General features: G+C 65.2%; 16 protein-coding genes. 7 read left to right on the top strand and 9 right to left on the bottom strand.

Going from position 1 to position 15,296, the window contains the following annotated elements:
- Positions 1 to 139 precede the first annotated feature (139 nt).
- From upp to WKW77_RS01680, 7 genes are all read right to left on the bottom strand, one after another.
- Complete coding sequence (gene upp, locus WKW77_RS01710) at positions 140 to 769, bottom strand: uracil phosphoribosyltransferase (RefSeq protein WP_340355096.1); 630 nt, start codon at positions 767 to 769, stop codon at positions 140 to 142.
- A 56-nt stretch (positions 770 to 825) separates the two neighbouring features.
- Positions 826 to 2,226 (bottom strand): URC4/urg3 family protein, encoded by a 1,401-nt coding sequence (locus WKW77_RS01705; RefSeq protein WP_340355095.1) that lies wholly within the window; start codon positions 2,224 to 2,226, stop codon positions 826 to 828.
- On the bottom strand, positions 2,223 to 3,563 hold the full coding sequence (locus WKW77_RS01700) for a GTP cyclohydrolase II (RefSeq protein ID WP_340355094.1): 1,341 nt from the start codon (positions 3,561 to 3,563) through the stop codon (positions 2,223 to 2,225). Before WKW77_RS01700 ends, WKW77_RS01705 begins: the two co-directional genes overlap by 4 nt.
- A 99-nt stretch (positions 3,564 to 3,662) precedes the next feature.
- Positions 3,663 to 4,148 (bottom strand): DoxX family protein, encoded by a 486-nt coding sequence (locus WKW77_RS01695; RefSeq protein ID WP_340355093.1) that lies wholly within the window; start codon positions 4,146 to 4,148, stop codon positions 3,663 to 3,665.
- Positions 4,145 to 4,936 (bottom strand): HvfC/BufC family peptide modification chaperone, encoded by a 792-nt coding sequence (locus tag WKW77_RS01690; RefSeq protein WP_340355092.1) that lies wholly within the window; start codon positions 4,934 to 4,936, stop codon positions 4,145 to 4,147. The genes WKW77_RS01695 and WKW77_RS01690 overlap by 4 nt, the downstream gene beginning before the upstream one ends.
- Positions 4,933 to 5,781: an MNIO family bufferin maturase gene (gene bufB, locus WKW77_RS01685; protein ID WP_340355580.1), complete on the bottom strand. Its 849-nt coding sequence runs from the start codon at positions 5,779 to 5,781 to the stop codon at positions 4,933 to 4,935. Before bufB ends, WKW77_RS01690 begins: the two co-directional genes overlap by 4 nt.
- Before the next feature lie 23 nt (positions 5,782 to 5,804).
- A complete protein-coding gene (locus WKW77_RS01680) occupies positions 5,805 to 6,095 on the bottom strand; it encodes a BufA1 family periplasmic bufferin-type metallophore (RefSeq protein WP_340355091.1) in 291 nt (96 codons plus the stop codon).
- A 155-nt stretch (positions 6,096 to 6,250) separates the two neighbouring features.
- Between WKW77_RS01680 and WKW77_RS01675 the strand changes: the two genes are divergently transcribed.
- From WKW77_RS01675 to WKW77_RS01650, 6 genes are all read left to right on the top strand, one after another.
- Entirely contained in the window at positions 6,251 to 6,820 is a 570-nt protein-coding gene (locus tag WKW77_RS01675; RefSeq protein ID WP_340355090.1) for a sigma-70 family RNA polymerase sigma factor, read from the top strand.
- Entirely contained in the window at positions 6,820 to 7,461 is a 642-nt protein-coding gene (locus WKW77_RS01670) for a DUF1109 domain-containing protein (protein WP_340355089.1), read from the top strand. Before WKW77_RS01675 ends, WKW77_RS01670 begins: the two co-directional genes overlap by 1 nt.
- Positions 7,462 to 7,607: 146 nt before the next feature.
- Complete coding sequence (locus WKW77_RS01665; RefSeq protein ID WP_340355088.1) at positions 7,608 to 8,621, top strand: radical SAM protein; 1,014 nt, start codon at positions 7,608 to 7,610, stop codon at positions 8,619 to 8,621.
- Complete coding sequence (locus WKW77_RS01660; protein WP_340355087.1) at positions 8,584 to 8,889, top strand: PqqD family protein; 306 nt, start codon at positions 8,584 to 8,586, stop codon at positions 8,887 to 8,889. The genes WKW77_RS01665 and WKW77_RS01660 overlap by 38 nt, the downstream gene beginning before the upstream one ends.
- Positions 8,886 to 9,455, top strand: coding sequence for a hypothetical protein (locus WKW77_RS01655; RefSeq protein WP_340355086.1), 570 nt, complete (start codon positions 8,886 to 8,888; stop codon positions 9,453 to 9,455). Before WKW77_RS01660 ends, WKW77_RS01655 begins: the two co-directional genes overlap by 4 nt.
- A 9-nt stretch (positions 9,456 to 9,464) precedes the next feature.
- A complete protein-coding gene (locus WKW77_RS01650; RefSeq protein WP_340355085.1) occupies positions 9,465 to 10,253 on the top strand; it encodes a hypothetical protein in 789 nt (262 codons plus the stop codon).
- Here the strand turns inward: WKW77_RS01650 and WKW77_RS01645 are convergent.
- Together WKW77_RS01645 and WKW77_RS01640 are read right to left on the bottom strand one after the other, a co-directional pair.
- Positions 10,250 to 13,279: an AAA family ATPase gene (locus WKW77_RS01645; protein WP_340355084.1), complete on the bottom strand. Its 3,030-nt coding sequence runs from the start codon at positions 13,277 to 13,279 to the stop codon at positions 10,250 to 10,252. The genes WKW77_RS01650 and WKW77_RS01645 overlap by 4 nt on opposite strands.
- A gap of 245 nt (positions 13,280 to 13,524) precedes the next feature.
- Positions 13,525 to 13,998, bottom strand: coding sequence for an Lrp/AsnC family transcriptional regulator (locus WKW77_RS01640; protein ID WP_340355083.1), 474 nt, complete (start codon positions 13,996 to 13,998; stop codon positions 13,525 to 13,527).
- A gap of 205 nt (positions 13,999 to 14,203) precedes the next feature.
- Between WKW77_RS01640 and WKW77_RS01635 the strand changes: the two genes are divergently transcribed.
- A complete protein-coding gene (locus WKW77_RS01635) occupies positions 14,204 to 15,181 on the top strand; it encodes an ABC transporter substrate-binding protein (protein ID WP_340355082.1) in 978 nt (325 codons plus the stop codon).
- Positions 15,182 to 15,296 lie beyond the last annotated feature (115 nt).

Raw genomic sequence — 15,296 nt, 5'->3', positions numbered from 1 at the left:
AAAAACCTTTTTTTGGATCACAGCCCAGCCGCGGGACACCGCGGAACCGGCTTCGCCGGGCCGCCGGTGTCGCCCCCGGTAGGGGGTTGGCGAAGCGACACGAAGTGCGCGCAGCCTAGGGGCGAGCTCATTCCCGAGCTCATTTCGTTCCGAAGATCCGGTCGCCTGCGTCACCGAGCCCGGGCAGGATGTAGCCGTGGCTGTTGAGTTCGCGGTCGATCGCGGCGGTGTAGATCGGCACGTCCGGGTGCGCCTCCTGCATGGTCTTGATGCCCTCCGGGCAGGTCAGCAGACAAACGAACTTGATCGACTTCGGATTGAGTTCCTTCAGGCGTTCCACCGCGGCCACGGCGGAGTTGCCGGTCGCCAGCATCGGGTCGACCACGATCGCGTCGCGCTCTTCCATCTCGCCGGGCATCTTGAAGTAGTACTCCACCGCGGTCAGGGTCTTCGGATCGCGATAGAGGCCGATGTGTCCCACGCGCGCGCCCGGAATCACGCTCAGCATGCCGTCGAGGATGCCGGTGCCCGCGCGCAGGATCGACACCAGCACCACCTTCTTGCCGTCGATGACCTTGGCGTTCATCGTCTCCAGCGGGGTCTCGATCTCGATGTCCTGCATCACCATGTCGCGCGTGACCTCGTAGGCCATCAGCATGCTGATTTCGTTGAGCAGTCGGCGGAAGCTGTTGGTGCTGGCCTCCTTGCGCCGCATGAGCGTGAGCTTGTGCTGGACGAGGGGATGGTCGAGAAGGTGGACGTTGCTCATGGTGATTCGAGGCGCGCCGTGGCGCTCTTGTCGTTGTGAAGAAATGGTGTCGAAGTCTAGAAGACGGTGCCGTCGCTCACGATCCGCAAGGGTGGCGCACCTTCACGCAAGCGCTGTGCCATCACGCGTCCGGCGGCCCAGGTACCGCCTTCGAGCATGCGTGCGAGCGGCAGCTCGTCGTCCTTCTTGCCGAGCACCTTGCGCACCACGGGCAGCAGCTCGTCGAGCAGGGCGATCGTCAACGCGCGCCATTCGACGATGAATTCGTCGCCGACCTTCCATTCGCGTTCGAGAAAGGCCGGGTCCTTCGGCACGATCAGCCCGCTGTCGATCAGCAGGCCGCCGTTGCGGTACTCGGGCAGCGCCGTCAGCGCATCGACATGTCGCACCTTCACGCCCGCCCATTCGAAGGGTTCGAGCAGCGAGTAGGTGAGCCACTGCGAGAGTTTGTGGAAGGGCATCCAGCCGTTGGTCAGTCCCGGCCCTTGCACCGCGCTGTGGCGCCAGCAGTCGCCCAGGGCAAAGGCGGGGTCGCCGGTGCCGACCGCGTCGCTGCCATCGGCCGCGATGCTGTCGACCGCGTTGGATGTCGGCCAGATCGCGGAGAGCGAATCGAGCAGCAGCGAAAGGATGTCATGCGCCCGGATCTCGGCGGTGGGTGGAGCGACCGGGCCGTAGGGCGCGACCAATGCATCGAAGATGCCGCCGGGCCGGCCGTCGTCGCCGAAGTACTCCGGCTGCTCGCTCATCGCCTCGCCGAGTCGGCGCAGCAGCATGGCGCGGCCCGTGAGGCCGACCAGCGGATTGAAGGAACTGACCTGGAAGGCGTCGCCGAGCCGGTCGGTGACCAGGGCGCGCAATCCGGCGGCGTCGGCCTGGAACGGGTGTTTCGGGTTCGACGAGAACAAACCGCTCGTGAACGCATGGAAGCTCGCGACGCCGAGGCCTTCGGATCGGGTGTAGCGCTGGCCGGTGGCCGGCTCGACGTAGTGCCAGTCGGCGCCGGCACCGGCATCGAGCAGGACGCTCACCAGCACCAGGTCGATGTGCGCGCGGGCGCGCTGGGTGGCGTCGATCGGACCCAGCAGATCGTCCAGCATCTTCACGCGGTTGATGCCGCCCGCCTCGAAGTGCCGCCAGCGGCTGTGATAGGGGATCGGGTTCCAGGGATAGCGGTCGCGCGTGACTTCGCCGATCGTGCGCGCGGTATCTTCGAGCGCATCGGCGTTGCCGATGGTGAACCACTGCGATTCGCCGGCCCGAGCACGCGCGAGCAGCATGGCCGCGCGGCTGCGGATCGCGGTGGTGGTGCGCAGGAAGGCCGCGGCGCCGGCGGGCTGGTCGGTGTCCAGATCGAACTCGACGGTGGGATCGACATGACCCTGGTCATCCGCGCTTTGCACGGCTGCATTGCGCGTCGGCCGGTCGGGATTGAGTCCGTAGTTGTCTTTGCTCATTGGTCGAGCCCTCGGCCCTTGGCCTTCTTGAGTTCCTCGGCATCGGGCACCACCCCCGGCGTGAAGTAGCCGGCCGCCATCTTGGCGTCCATCTCCACGCGCGCGTCGGCGGGGATCAGTTCGTCGGGGATGTTGATGCGCTCGCCGATCTCGATGCCGGAGCCGACGATGGCGTCGAACTTCATGTTGCTCATCGAGACGAGGCGATGGATCTTGCGGATGCCGAGCCAGTGGAAGACGTCGGGCATCAGCTCCTGGAAGCGCATGTCCTGCACGCCGGCCACGCATTCGGTGCGGGCGAAATACTGATCGGCGGTGTCGCCGCCGACCTGGCGCTTGCGGGCGTTGTAGACCAGGAACTTGGTGACCTCGCCGAGCGCGCGGCCTTCCTTGCGCGAGTAGGCGATCAGGCCCACGCCGCCACGCTGTGCGCCGCGGATGCACTCTTCGATGGCATGCGTGAGGTAGGGCCGGCAGGTGCAGATGTCGGAACCGAAGACGTCCGAGCCGTTGCACTCGTCATGGATGCGCGCGGTGAGTTCGACCTCCGGGTTCGCGAGATCGCGCGGGTTGCCGAAGATGTAGAGCGTCTGCCCGCCGATGGGCGGCAGGAACACCTCCAGGTCGGAGCGCGTCACGAGTTCGGGGTACATGCCGCCGGTCTCCTCGAAGAGCACGCGGCGCAGGTCGGTCTCGGAGCAGCCGAAGCGTTTGGCAACGCCCGGCAGATACCACACGGGTTCGATCGCCGCCTTGGTGACCATGGCCGCGCCGCCCGGCGTGAGGAACTTGCCGTCGGCCTCGAGGCGGCCCTTTTGCAGCGCCTCGATGACTTCCGGAAGGATGACGTGCGCCTTGGTGATCGCGATGGTGGGGCGGATGTCGTAGCCGGCCGCGAGTTCGGTCGCGAAGACGTCCGCGACCACTGCGCCCCAAGGATCGAGCGAGACGATGCGGCCCGGTTCGCTCCACTGCGGATAGGGGCCGATCGCATCGGTGGGCGCGGTGTTGGTGAGGTCGGCCTTGTGGCTCGGCGACAGCGCGCCGGCAGCCACGGCCAGGGCGCGATAAACGCTGTAGGAACCGCTGTGCGTGCCGATCACGTTGCGGTGAGCGCGCTTGGTGGTGGTGCCGACCACCGGCCCGCGCTCGGCAGGCGTTGCTGCGCCCCACTGGACGGGCAGCGCGCCGGAGAGTCCGGTGTGCGACGTCAGTCGGATGTGCTTGCGTGACGCCTGCGGTCCGGGTGCCGGGGCGGTCGTGGCGTCAGGTGAGGGCTCGGTAGACGCGGATGAAAAAGCGGGAGAAGAAGGAGTCGGAACGGTGTCGACAGACATTGCAGGCCCTCAAAAAACACAATGTATCGAGGGCTCCCGCAACTGGCAAGCCGGGGCATACGCCATTCGCCGTAGGGCTGCGGCGTGTGCCGGAGCAGCTCAGGCAATGCGCAACGGTCGGTCCAGCGCGAACGTGCCGCCGCCGCGTCCGATCAGGTAGAGCAGCACGGCGGCCCACGACAGGTGGGTGGGCCATGCGTCGGGATAGACGAAGACCTCGATGACCAGCGTCATGCCAAGGAGAGCCAGCGCCGACAGCCGCGTGAAGAGACCGAGCACGAGCAGCACCGGGAAGAGATGCTCCGCGTAGGCCGCGAGATGGGCGGCGATCTCCGGTGGAACCAGCGGGAGCCTGTATTCGGTTCGGAACAACTCGTAGGCTCCTTCGGTGAGCGTGAGAACGCCCTGGACCTTCGTGCGCCCGGACATGAAGAAGATCGCCGCGATGCCGAAGCGGCTCGCCAGCGCGAGCACGTCGTGCGACACGATGCGCGTGAGCCAGGCGGCCAGTCTGTTCCAGTGTGCGCGCACGCCCTGGTTTTCGCGCGCGACTTCATGCCGGGGAATGGCGGGATGGGTGTTCATGGTGTGCTTTCGGTGCAGGGGTGGACGACAAGGGACGCAAAGGCGCCGGCGCGCAGCAGGGTTTCGAGGATGGCTGCGAGGTCGGCATCGGGGGTCGCGCGCAACGCCTGCTCAGCCGCGTCGGCGAGCGGCAGGCCGCACGCGCAGGCCTCGAGGAAGGCGCAGCCCGCTTCATCGAGCGTGATGGCCTGAACGGCGTCGCGCGGCCGTGTGAGGAGGGCGCCTTCGCCATGCCACGCGATGTCTTCGCTGGCGTGGCTGGCGTCGCCCGCTCGATTGCGCAACCAGATGCTGGGCACCGGATGGTCCGCGAACCATGCCCAGCGCGCGGCGGGATGGAGCGGTAGGACGAGCCCTGCCAGTGCCTCGGGTTCGCAGCGCGCGAGCTGGGCCGCGTCGAGCGGTTCGGCGTCCGCAGCGATATGCGCCTGGCACCACATCGCATCGAGCCGCGCGACGCCGGGCAGGTACACGAGTTCGGAGGTGGGCTCGAAGCGCGCGAGAAAGGCTTCGAAGCTGTCGCCGTAGTGCAGGAGCCGGCCGTCGCATGGCGGTTCGGCGGCCACGTGCACGGCCGCGGCCGCGCGGAACCACTCGCTGCCGACGAGCCGCGCGACGGTGGGAAAGTTGGATTCGAGCGCGTCGATGCAGCCTTTCATCACCGTGTTGCGGTAGACGGCAAAGGCCGGCTGGGCGGCGAGCGCCTGCATCGCGTCGTCCGTGATGTCACCGGACGCCAGCAGCGCCGCGGCGAAGGCCGATTGGAACTGGCCGAGAGAGCGGGTCATGCGCAGGCCTCGTCCGGTTGCTTCGAGCGATGCAGCATCGCGTGGGCCTGCTGCCGCTCGGTCATGAGCACGTCGAAGGCCGGCACGTTGCCGTCACGCTCGATGAGGGTCGGACGCGGACCCGCCCGTTCGATGAAGCGGCGGTACAGCGTCCAGACTTCGGGCGCGATCGGCGCGTCATGCGAATCGATGAGCAGCGCGTCGCCGAGTGCCGGATCGCGGCTGTGACCAGCCAGGTGGATCTCGGCAACGAGCGCCGCCGGAAAGCGGTCGATCCATTCGTCCGGCGCATACCCGAGATTGGATGCCGCGACATGCACGTTGTTGATGTCCAGCAGCAACGAGCATCCGGTTCGTCGCGCCAGCTCGGCGAGAAACTCGATCTCGTCCCACGTGTGCCCATCGAGGCGCAGGTAGTGGGAGGGGTTCTCGATGGCGATCGGCCGCCTCAACCGCTCCTGCGTGCATTCGATGTTGCGCGCAACGCGGCGCAGTGCCTCGCTCGTTCGGGGGAAGGGCAGCAGGTCGGGGAAATGCTGCCCGTGCCACGACGACCATGCGAGATGCTCCGACACCAGCGCCGGCTCGATGCGCTGCACGAGCGCCTCCAGCCGCTGCAGGTGCGCTGCATCCGGCTCGGCATCGCCGGCGAGCGACAGCGACACGCCGTGCAGCGACAACGGGTGTCGTGCGCGAATCGCATCGAGCCAGCCCAGGCGCGGGCCGCCCGCCACCATGTAGTTCTCTGGATGCACCTCGAACCACAGGCCACCGCTTCGATCGGCCAGCGCCGCATCGAAGTGTTGCGGCTTGAGCCCGAGCCCCGCGGTGATCGTGCCGGACATGGTGGTGGCCTCCCGACGCGCCATCAGGACTTCATCGACGTGAGCGAGCCCATGCCTTTGGGCGTCTTGATCGAGGTGCAGGTGCCGGCCGGCACGTTCTTCCACGAATTGCCCTGGTAGTCGACCTTCGACGTGCCGGCACAGGTGGTGCCGGGGCCCGCCGCGCAGTCGTTCTTGCCTGCCATCGAGACGCCGTAGCACTTCTCGACCTTGGCCATCGAGTCTTCCATCGGCTTCTTGTCCTGCGCCATGGCCGAAGAGGCGGCGAGGGCGCCGAGCGCGAGGGCGGTGATTGCGAGGGGACGAGTGATCATGAACTGCTCCAGTGGTTGAGTGAGGGTTTCAACCACGCCATGCGGCGCGGTCGTCTCTACTTCGCGGCCTGCTCTCGCGCAGTTACAGGACGGGGCACAATCCGCCGGATTTCTTTTTTTGCACCGGGCTGTAACCGGCGGAGCCGAAAGCACGAATGACCCAAGGGACCCCGTTGGCAAGGACCGAGGCCGAATTCGCACTGCGCGACCTGTTCGTGCGCGGGCTGGATGGCGACGAGGCGGCGTATCGCGCCTTCTTGCAGAAGCTCAGCGTGCACCTTCGTGCGTACCTGGCCAGGCGGCTCTTCGGTTGGCCCGATGAAGTGGAAGATCTCGTTCAGGAATGCCTGCTCGCCATGCACAACCAGCGTCATACCTACCAGAGCGACCAGCCGCTGACGGCGTGGGTGCATGCGATCGCGCGCTACAAGATGATCGACCTGCTGCGCGCCAAGTCCGCGCGCGAAGCGCTGCACGATCCGCTGGACGATGAACTCGCGGTCTTCGCCGAATCGGCCAACGAGGCCAGCGATGCGCGGCGGGACCTGGCCGGCCTGCTCGACACCTTGCCGGACCGGCACCGCCTGCCGATCGTCCACGTCAAGCTCGAAGGGCTTTCGGTCGCGGAGACCGCCAAGCTCACCGGCATGTCCGAGTCGGCGGTCAAGGTGGGCATCCATCGCGGCCTGAAGGCGCTCGCGCTGAAGATCAAGGAGGCGATCTGATGAAGACCGACGACCTGATCTCGATGCTGGCCGCCAGCGCGACGCCGGTGCCGAAGCATGTCGCGAGCCGGCGGCTGTCGACCGCTCTGCTGGTCGGACTGCCGCTGTCCTTCGTCATCATGCTGCTGGCGTATGGCCCGCGGCGCGACCTGATGGAGGTGATGGCGCTGCCGATGTTCTGGGTTCGGCTGCTGTTCCCGATCTGCATCGCGGCCGGCGCCTACCTGATGACCGAGCGCTTGGCGCGGCCGGGCGTGCGGATCCGCAAGGCATGGATCGGGCTGGCTGTGCCGGTCGTCGTGGTCTGGAGCCTCGCAGCCTACGTGCTGGTGTCGGCGCCCGCCGGGGAGCGCCCTGCATTGGTCATGGGGCAGACGTGGCGGACCTGCACGGCCAACATCGCTTTCGTGGCGTTGCCGGTTTTCGTCGCGGCACTCGTCGCGCTCAAGGGGCTGGCGTCGACGCGGCCAGCGCTGGCGGGCGCTGCCGCCGGCTTGATGGCCGGCGGGACAGGAGCCGCGGTCTACGCGCTGCACTGCGTGGAACTGGCGGCGCCGTTCTTTGCAGTCTGGTACGTGCTCGGAATCTCGCTGCCAGCGGCGGTGGGGGTGCTGATCGGTCGCCGCTTCTTGCGCTGGTGATCGCGCATCTGCGCCGCGTACACGTCAACGCGGTGCATCCCTCGGATTGTGGATTGACTTCCGGTCGGGCAGGGACAGAATTGCCGTCGCCGGCGGGTACGAGCCGGTTGGGATCGGCAAGTTCAAGAACTCGAAGGTACTGACGTATGCAGCCCCAATTCGTCACGCCACCCAAGATGACTGTGTCTCTCACGGACACCTGCAATCTCGACTGCGTCCATTGCTATGCCGACTGCACCCGGGACGCCTCGCCTGAAGAACTCGATATCGACGAATGGATCGCGTTCGTGGACTATCTCGTTGCCAACGACTTCATCGAGCTCTATATCGAGGGCGGCGAGCCTGCGTTGAAATCGGGATTCGAGCGTCTGCTCGCGCATTGCGCACGCAAGCTCATGACCATGGTGCGCACCCACGGCACGGTTCTCGATGGCGCCGCGGCCGAGCGCTGGAAGGGCTTCGGAGTCGGTCGCGTCTTTGTGGATGTCATGGGCGCCAGTTCCCGAACGCACGACGCGCTGACCGGTTCGACCGGCAGCTTTGACAAATCCTGCGAAGCGGTGCGACATCTCGTAGGCGTAGGTGTCCCCGTCGACATGCTGATCATCATGCACCGCCGGAATGTCGACGAGTTGCCGGAGTACCTGCAACTTGCCAAGGCTCTCGGCGCGGAGCGGGTGGGGCTGTTGCGCCTCTATCCCTTGGGCCGGGCCAAACGGCGCTGGAGCGAACTGGCCCTGTCTCTGGAAGAGCAGGAGGCCGCTGTGGCCGGACTGCGGCCGCCGGAAGGGCTCAAGCTCATGCAATCGTGGCACCCCAACGACGCCAATTGCTGCTGGCAGGCAGCCACCGTAAATGCACGCGGCGATTCGATCGGTTGCCCCTATCTGCGCGAGTACGTGAATTTCGGAAACATCCGTTCGACCGAATTCCTGGATACATGGCACGACAACGCGCTGTATCGTCAATTGCGATCGGGGCGTGTCGAGCAATCCTGTTGCAGCGATTGCCACAGCGCCGAGGGCACGCGTGGAGGATGCCGTTCGACAGCCTACGCCTTCCACGGTAGATGGACCGCACCCGATCCGTTCTGTCATCACAGCAACCGCGGAGTGAAACTCGATGTCCTCCCTATCCGCTTGCTACAGGCGAGCCCCTGATCTGCGCGTTCGGCCAGTGCCCGAATTGGGCTATTGCCTGGTCTTCACGCCGGATCGGCCGAAGCTCTACACGTTGAACGCAGCGGCGTGGCTGCTCCTGGAACTCTGCGACGGGCAAGACCGGGACGCACTGGAAGCCGACTTTCGCGAGGTGTATGCGGAGCAGGGCGCGGGTGCGGGCGATGCGCCAGACGTGCGATTCATCATCGAGGACCTCGAAGGTAAGGGGATCCTCTTGCGTCAACCCACGGAGAAGGAAGCATCATGACCGATCGCAAATCTCTCGAAGCCGCCAAGAAGCTTGTTCGCGCGGGTGCCGCCGGCGCGTCGCCGAGCGCCGATGTCTTTGTCCCTGAGATCCGGTCCAACATCAAATGGACGCCGACGACCAGTTCAGTGACGGCATTCAGGCCCGAGGCGGCGGTCATGCTCGTCTGGAGCTACGGCGTTCCATTGAAGGATCTTGACGGCCTTCACAGTTGGCTGGCCACGCATGAGGTGGGCATGGCGAATCTTTGCAGCACCTTGACGAGCAGCAACGTTGCCTACCTCGGGACGTATCTTCACATCGATACGGGTGCGCCGCGATACCAGACGATGTGGGGCTTGATCGACGAGGCGGCCGAGCAAACGTACCTGCTTCCGGCGTTGCAGGGCTCGCAACCGTTCTTCGCCTTTGTCAAGACGCTGCGCGGCTACTGGTGTCGCGATCCGAACGCGACGGACCATCGTCTCGGCCAGGCGCGCAACTACATCAATCTGAGCTCGCTCCCGATCAACAGCGCGTTCTGGGACGTGACCTATCAGGCGCGCAACGAACTGGCGATTCCTTGAGGGCGCGCCATGATCCCGTTCAAGATCAACTGGAGCTACGCAAGCCTGCCTGCCATGCCGCCCGACCAGATCGAGCGCATCAAGCGTCTTTACTTCGAGGATGCCGGCGTGCAATGGGGTTATGTAGTCAAGGGCTGGCCCGACGGTTTGCAACTGCCGGATGGATCTGCGTTCACGGAGCTGAAGATCGAAGTGAGCTTCCAGCACTTCAGGGGCAACGCCGCCGATGCGGTTGCTCGAGTCCCTGGAGATCAGATACTCCGAACTGCCGTGTCAGCGTCGCAGCTCATACCTTTTCCCTACGCAGCCAAGATGCAGGTGGACCTCAGTGATCTGGACAATCTCCTGAACGACAGGGAGCGCTTCTTCGATTCGATCGTTCATGAAATCGGCCATGTACTGGGCATCGGTACGAGTTGGGAAGGGCAAGGGCAGGGGCCGGTGCTGGTCCGTATCGATCCAGCGAGCCAATCCACGACGGGCGGTTCGGGCGCGGTGACCATGAAGCGCAGCAAGGTGGCCATGTATATCGGTCAACATGCCCGAGACGCGTACGGGTTGGTCAAAGGGGGGGGCTCTCCGGAGGTTCCTCTGGATACCGAGTATGTGGGATCGACTCGGGCTTTCCACTGGAGCGAGGACGAGTTGAAGCACGAAATCATGTCCCCCAGGCTGGACGATCCCACCGTTGGCGTGGGGACTGTCGGCGGGAGCAATGTGATCAGCGCCGTGAGCGCCGGTGCGCTGGCGGATCTCCGCTATATCGTGGACATGAGCGGCGCGCAACCGCTTCCCTAAGTCGATCCGGCGTGCGCGCCGAACAGGCGAAGCTGCTCGACCGCGCGCCTTTCGACGCTTCCAGCCCCCTGGGCGCGCGCAAGTTCAAGTGCGTTGAGCGTTGCGAGTCGGGCAAGCGATATGTCGGCGCCTGTCGCATGCAGGAGTTGACCCTGAAGCCGGCGTAGTTCGGGGGTGTAGAAGTACCCGTCAGCCACCAGTGAATTGTCGAGGGCGAGGCCTATCGTTTCGAGCGCACGGCCGGGATCCCCCGTGGCTGCGTAGCATTCTGCGAGTAGCGCGAGCGACGAGGCCTCGAACAGCTTGGAGCCCGTTGCCCTGTAGGCCGTCAGGCCCTCTTGCAGGGCCGAAAACCCGGTCGCATGCTGTCCGAGCTGTACGAGGGCCCAGCCCTGCAGGATCGAACCCCATGAGGACCAGTAGGGCATGCCGTGCTTCAAGGCAAGCTCCCTGCCTTCCATGGCCAGTTCGAGTGCGTGTTCAGGCTCGTTTAGCAGGCAACGGACCTTGGCCGACATGACGAGGGCATACGCCAGAGGAAGCGGCATCTGGAGTTCGCGGGCAAGGTCCAATCCTTCGCGACTGCTCTTTAGTGCGCGATCCGGATTGCCGGCGAGACATTCAAGCAGGGCCGTATTGACGAATCCGACAACCCAGGGGTGAGCGCCCTGCGTGCGTACATGTTCCCGAGCCTGTATTGGATCGAAGAGCGCCAGGACGATGGAGAGGTGCTCGGCACCGGCCTTGATTTGACCATTGCAGAAGAGCGACCAGCCCAGGCAGCGGTGCGATTGGGCGCGCCAGAGCGGGTCGCCCCTCTCCTCGGCGATGGCGACGAGGTCGAGGCCCAGCGCGACAGCGGGCCGCAGCATCCCACGCACCTGGTAGAAGCCATGCAGTCCCATCAGAGCGGCGTACAGCTGCTCCGTGTCGCCAAGCGATTGGCAGAGGGAGCGCGCGCGGGCAAATGCTTCTTCGACTTCCGGCGCGGCATAGCCATGACTGGCAGTAAGCGCCGAGCCGAGTGTCGTGAGGCACTTGACCTCCCTGGCGACCTGTCGATCTCGATCGGGAAGCAACTCCAGCTGTTGCAGAGCCAGCCGCAAGTGGGCAGCCGCCTCGACGTCTGCCGAAGCTTCCAGCGCACGCTGTCCGGCGCGAAACCAGAAGTCGCAGGCGGATTCGGGCTTGCCCGCTGCCGCAAAGTGGCGAGCGGCCAGCTCCGGGTGGCGATCGATCAAGTCTTCGAAATGCGCGACCAGGACGGTCGCCGCGCGCAGGTGGTAGTCGGCGCGCCGACCCTTCAACAGCGACAGGTAGGCCGCTTCCTGCACGAGCACGTGTTTGAACGCGAAGGTCGCGTTGGGCGGCAGGCCCCGCTGGAACAGCAGTTCGGCGTCGACCAGTTCCTCGATCGCCTGCTGCAGTCGATCGTCGTCCATGTCCGACACCAGCCGGATCAGCGCATAGCTGAACTCGTGGCCAAGCACTGACGCCAGTTGGGCAATCGATTTCGATACGTTCAAGTAGTCGAGTCGGGCGGTCAGGGAACCGCGCAGGGTTTCGGGAATGCTCAGCGAGGCGGCATCGGACTGCGACGACAAGGACTCCCACTCCTCGCTGCTGCGCGCTTCAAGCAGCATCTTCGTGAGTTCCTCGATGAACAACGGGACTCCGTCGCTGCGATCGGCAATGCGCTGAAGAACCTCCTCGGGCAGTGCTGCCGCCCCGGCAACGCTCTGCGCCATGATGCGTGCCTGCGGCAGGCTGAGCCTCGAAAGTGCCAGTTCATCGAACCAGGCCTGGGCGCGCCAGGGGGGAAGAAATTCGGGGCGATAGGTCAACAGGACAAGCACTCTGCGCGAGCGAACCCGCTCCAGGATCAGGCCGAGAAAATCCAGCGTCGATGCATCGGCCCAATGCAGATCCTCGATGACCAGTGCGACAGGTACGCCGGTATCCGTCCCGAGCACCCATTGAATGAGCCATTCGAGCGTCCGCTCTCGTTGCGCTCTGGCAGAGTCTTCCACGACGGGCACGCTTTCCATTGGGAGCGCGAGCAGATTCCCGATGAGGGGCAAAGCATCGGGGGCCGGCACGCGGCCGGACGCAAAAGCGATGCGCAGCGCCGCGGCCTGCTCTGCGGCCGACCGTTCGCGACCAAGGCCGAGGTCGCGTTGCAGCAGGTCTATCAGCGGATACAGAACACTGTTGGCGAACTGCTCCTGACACTGAGTGATCAACACGCGGCTGCCTGTTCTGTCGAGCCGCGAGAGAAACGCGTGCAGCAGACGTGACTTGCCAATGCCGGGTTCACCCCGGATCAAGACGACCTGTCCTTGTCCCTGGCATGCGAGTTTCCATCGTTGCTCGGACAAGCTGAGTTCTTCGCCGCGGCTGACCAGGGGCACAAGCGCCCGACCGTCGAACCGTTCGACAGTGCTGGAAGGGCTGCGCTGCCGGAGGATCCGGAATACCTTGACGGGTCGGGGTAGTCCCTTCAGATTGAGCGGGCCAAGCGGCTGAACTTCGAACCGGTGTTCAACCATGCGGACGGTCGTCGCGCTGACATACAGGTTGCCCGGTGGGGCAAGATCCTGCAGTCGCTTTGCAACGTTCGGTGTCTGCCCAATGACGCGCGGACTTGGATGCCCGCCGATATCCGGTTCACCCGCGACCACTTCGCCGGTATCGATGCCGATGTGCACGCTGAGGCGACAGCCCAGCCGATCCCCGAGCTGCGCGACTGCCGAGATGATCTCCAGCGCTGCAAATACAGCGCGTTGCGCATCGTCGTCGTGCGCAGTCGGGTATCCGAAATAGACACGCAGAGAATCGCCTTCCTCGCGGTCGACGTAGGCCCGGTAGCGCTTGAATGTCGAGTTGCAGAGTTCGAAATAGGCCGCGATCAATTCGCCGAAGTCCTCGGCATCCATGCGTGCGGACAGTGCCGTTGAATCGACGAGGTCGCAGAACAGGATCGTCAGTTGCCGTCGCTCTCGGTGCGTCGCGAGGGGGGCGAGCATGGGGTCCTCGGACAGCCGTGCCGGCGAGATGCTGGACAAAGGCTGCCCGCACTGACCGCAGTAGCGGAACTCCGCTGGCGAGCCGAACCCGCACGCAACGCAAATCATGCCCTGCGACATACGTGGGAGCGCGGTCGCGATGGCTGCGTTACGCGGGCGGGCACTTCACCTCCGAAATCCCACTGATGAGGCGAGTCAGTATAGGCGGCTTGCGCGTCAAGGTGGCGTTGCCATCGGCGTGATACTCACTCCGGCAGAGGAAGCGCGCTCGTGCACTTGAACTCGTCCAGGCACACGCTGGAGCGCACGCCGTCCACGCCCGGCAGCCGCATCAGCTTCTCGATCAGGAACTGCGACAGCCCCTTCAGGTCGCGCGCGATGACCTTCATGACGAAGTCGTAGTCGCCGGTGATCGAGTAGCACTCCAGCACTTCCGGCAAGTCGGTCACCACGTTGGTGAACTTCGACAGGTCGCGGATGTGGCCCTTTTCCATCGCCACGAGGATGAAGGCGACCACGTGGAGGTCGAGCCGGGCAGGGGCCAGCCGGGTCTCGTAACGGGCGATGTAGCCGGCTTCTTCCAGGCGTTTGTGGCGGCGGTGGCACTGCGCGGGCGACAGGCCGGCGGCCTCGGCCAGCTCCAAGTTCGATGCTCTGCCGTGCTCCTGCAGGAAGCCCAGGATTTTGCGGTCGATACGGTCCAGATCGGCTTCGTACAAGATCTTCTCCTCATTTGACGTGGAAGAGAAATTCTATTTCTCGCCCGAGGGTTCGCCCGGGTCTGCGATGAAAGCAGATTTTTCCCGCGGAAGCTCACACTTCTCGACCTGGAAAGCAGCGATTCGATGCGGCTCAAGAGGCTCTCATGACGGAGCGCTTTCCTGAATTGAAACCTACTCGACTATTTCCCATCAGGACTTCAACGTGAAACATTCTTTCGTGCGTTCCGCCCTCGGTCTTCTCGCCTTCGCGCTCGCCGGCGCCGCCGCTCCCAGCCACGCCTCCGACAAGACGGTCTCGGTGGCCGTCACCTCGATCGTCGAACACAAGGCGCTCGACGCGGTGCGCGACGGCGTCAAGGATGAGTTGAAGTCCGCCGGCTTCGAGGCCGGCAGGAACCTGAAGTACGAATTCCAAAGCGCCCAAGGCAACAACGGCACCGCCGCGCAGATCGCGCGCAAGTACGTCGGCGAGCGCCCGGACGTGATCGTCGCGATCGCCACGCCCTCGGCGCAGGCCGTGGTCGCGGCGAGCAAGGACATCCCGGTGGTCTACAGCGCGGTGACCGATCCTGTGGCGGCCAAGCTGGTGAAGAGCTGGGACGCCTCCGGCACCAACGTGACCGGCGTGTCGGACCTCTCGCCGCTGGACAAGCACCTGGCGCTCATCAAGCGCGTCGTGCCCACCGCCAAGCGCGTGGGCGTGATCTACAGCCCGGGCGAGGCCAACTCGGTCGCGATCGTCGAGGCGCTGAAGAAGGCGACGCCGGCCGCCGGCCTCACGCTGGTGGAAGGCGCCGCCGCCCGCACCGTCGACGTGGCGAGCGCCGCGCAGAGCCTGGTGGGCAAGGTGGACGTGATCTACGCGCCGACCGACAACAACGTGATGTCCGCCTTCGAGGGCATCGTGAAGGTGGCCCAGCAGGCCAAGATCCCGGTCGTGGCTGCCGACACCGACGCCGTCAAGCGCGGCGCGGTCGCGGCGCTGGGCCTCAACTACTACGACATCGGCCACCAGACCGGCAAGATCGTGGTGCGCATCCTGCAAGGCCAGGCGCCGGGCACGATCGCTTCGCAGACCAGCGACAACTTCGAACTTCACGTCAACCCGGGTGCGGCGCAGAAGCAGGGCGTCACGCTCTCCGATGAGATCGTGAAGTCGGCCCAGGTCGTGATTAGGTAACTCGCCCCCAGGCTCGCGCACTTCGTGTCGCTCTCCACCCCCGACCGGGGGCGATACCAGCGGCCCGGCGAAGCCGGTTCCGCGGTATCCCTGAAATGGGTTGCGGCGTTTTCCA

Origin of the sequence: Variovorax ureilyticus (assembly GCF_037889935.1) — a bacterium.
Classification (GTDB): domain Bacteria; phylum Pseudomonadota; class Gammaproteobacteria; order Burkholderiales; family Burkholderiaceae_C; genus Variovorax; species Variovorax ureilyticus.
The sequence above is the reverse complement of the archived record's forward strand: the minus strand, read 5'-3'. Positions and strand labels throughout refer to the sequence as shown.

What these genes read in the sequence shown, in the direction of transcription:
- WKW77_RS01705 (WP_340355095.1), bottom strand. Translation starts at nt 2,226, where the DNA reads ATGAGCAAAGACAACTACGGACTCAATCCCGACCGGCCGACGCGCAAT.
- WKW77_RS01660 (WP_340355087.1), top strand. Translation starts at nt 8,584, where the DNA reads ATGTCCTCCCTATCCGCTTGCTACAGGCGAGCCCCTGATCTGCGCGTT.
- WKW77_RS01690 (WP_340355092.1), bottom strand. Translation starts at nt 4,936, where the DNA reads ATGACCCGCTCTCTCGGCCAGTTCCAATCGGCCTTCGCCGCGGCGCTG.
- WKW77_RS01645 (WP_340355084.1), bottom strand. Translation starts at nt 13,279, where the DNA reads ATGCTCGCCCCCCTCGCGACGCACCGAGAGCGACGGCAACTGACGATC.
- WKW77_RS01695 (WP_340355093.1), bottom strand. Translation starts at nt 4,148, where the DNA reads ATGAACACCCATCCCGCCATTCCCCGGCATGAAGTCGCGCGCGAAAAC.
- upp (WP_340355096.1), bottom strand. Translation starts at nt 769, where the DNA reads ATGAGCAACGTCCACCTTCTCGACCATCCCCTCGTCCAGCACAAGCTC.
- WKW77_RS01665 (WP_340355088.1), top strand. Translation starts at nt 7,608, where the DNA reads ATGCAGCCCCAATTCGTCACGCCACCCAAGATGACTGTGTCTCTCACG.
- WKW77_RS01650 (WP_340355085.1), top strand. Translation starts at nt 9,465, where the DNA reads ATGATCCCGTTCAAGATCAACTGGAGCTACGCAAGCCTGCCTGCCATG.
- WKW77_RS01655 (WP_340355086.1), top strand. Translation starts at nt 8,886, where the DNA reads ATGACCGATCGCAAATCTCTCGAAGCCGCCAAGAAGCTTGTTCGCGCG.
- bufB (WP_340355580.1), bottom strand. Translation starts at nt 5,781, where the DNA reads ATGTCCGGCACGATCACCGCGGGGCTCGGGCTCAAGCCGCAACACTTC.
- WKW77_RS01675 (WP_340355090.1), top strand. Translation starts at nt 6,251, where the DNA reads ATGACCCAAGGGACCCCGTTGGCAAGGACCGAGGCCGAATTCGCACTG.
- WKW77_RS01700 (WP_340355094.1), bottom strand. Translation starts at nt 3,563, where the DNA reads ATGTCTGTCGACACCGTTCCGACTCCTTCTTCTCCCGCTTTTTCATCC.
- WKW77_RS01670 (WP_340355089.1), top strand. Translation starts at nt 6,820, where the DNA reads ATGAAGACCGACGACCTGATCTCGATGCTGGCCGCCAGCGCGACGCCG.
- WKW77_RS01680 (WP_340355091.1), bottom strand. Translation starts at nt 6,095, where the DNA reads ATGATCACTCGTCCCCTCGCAATCACCGCCCTCGCGCTCGGCGCCCTC.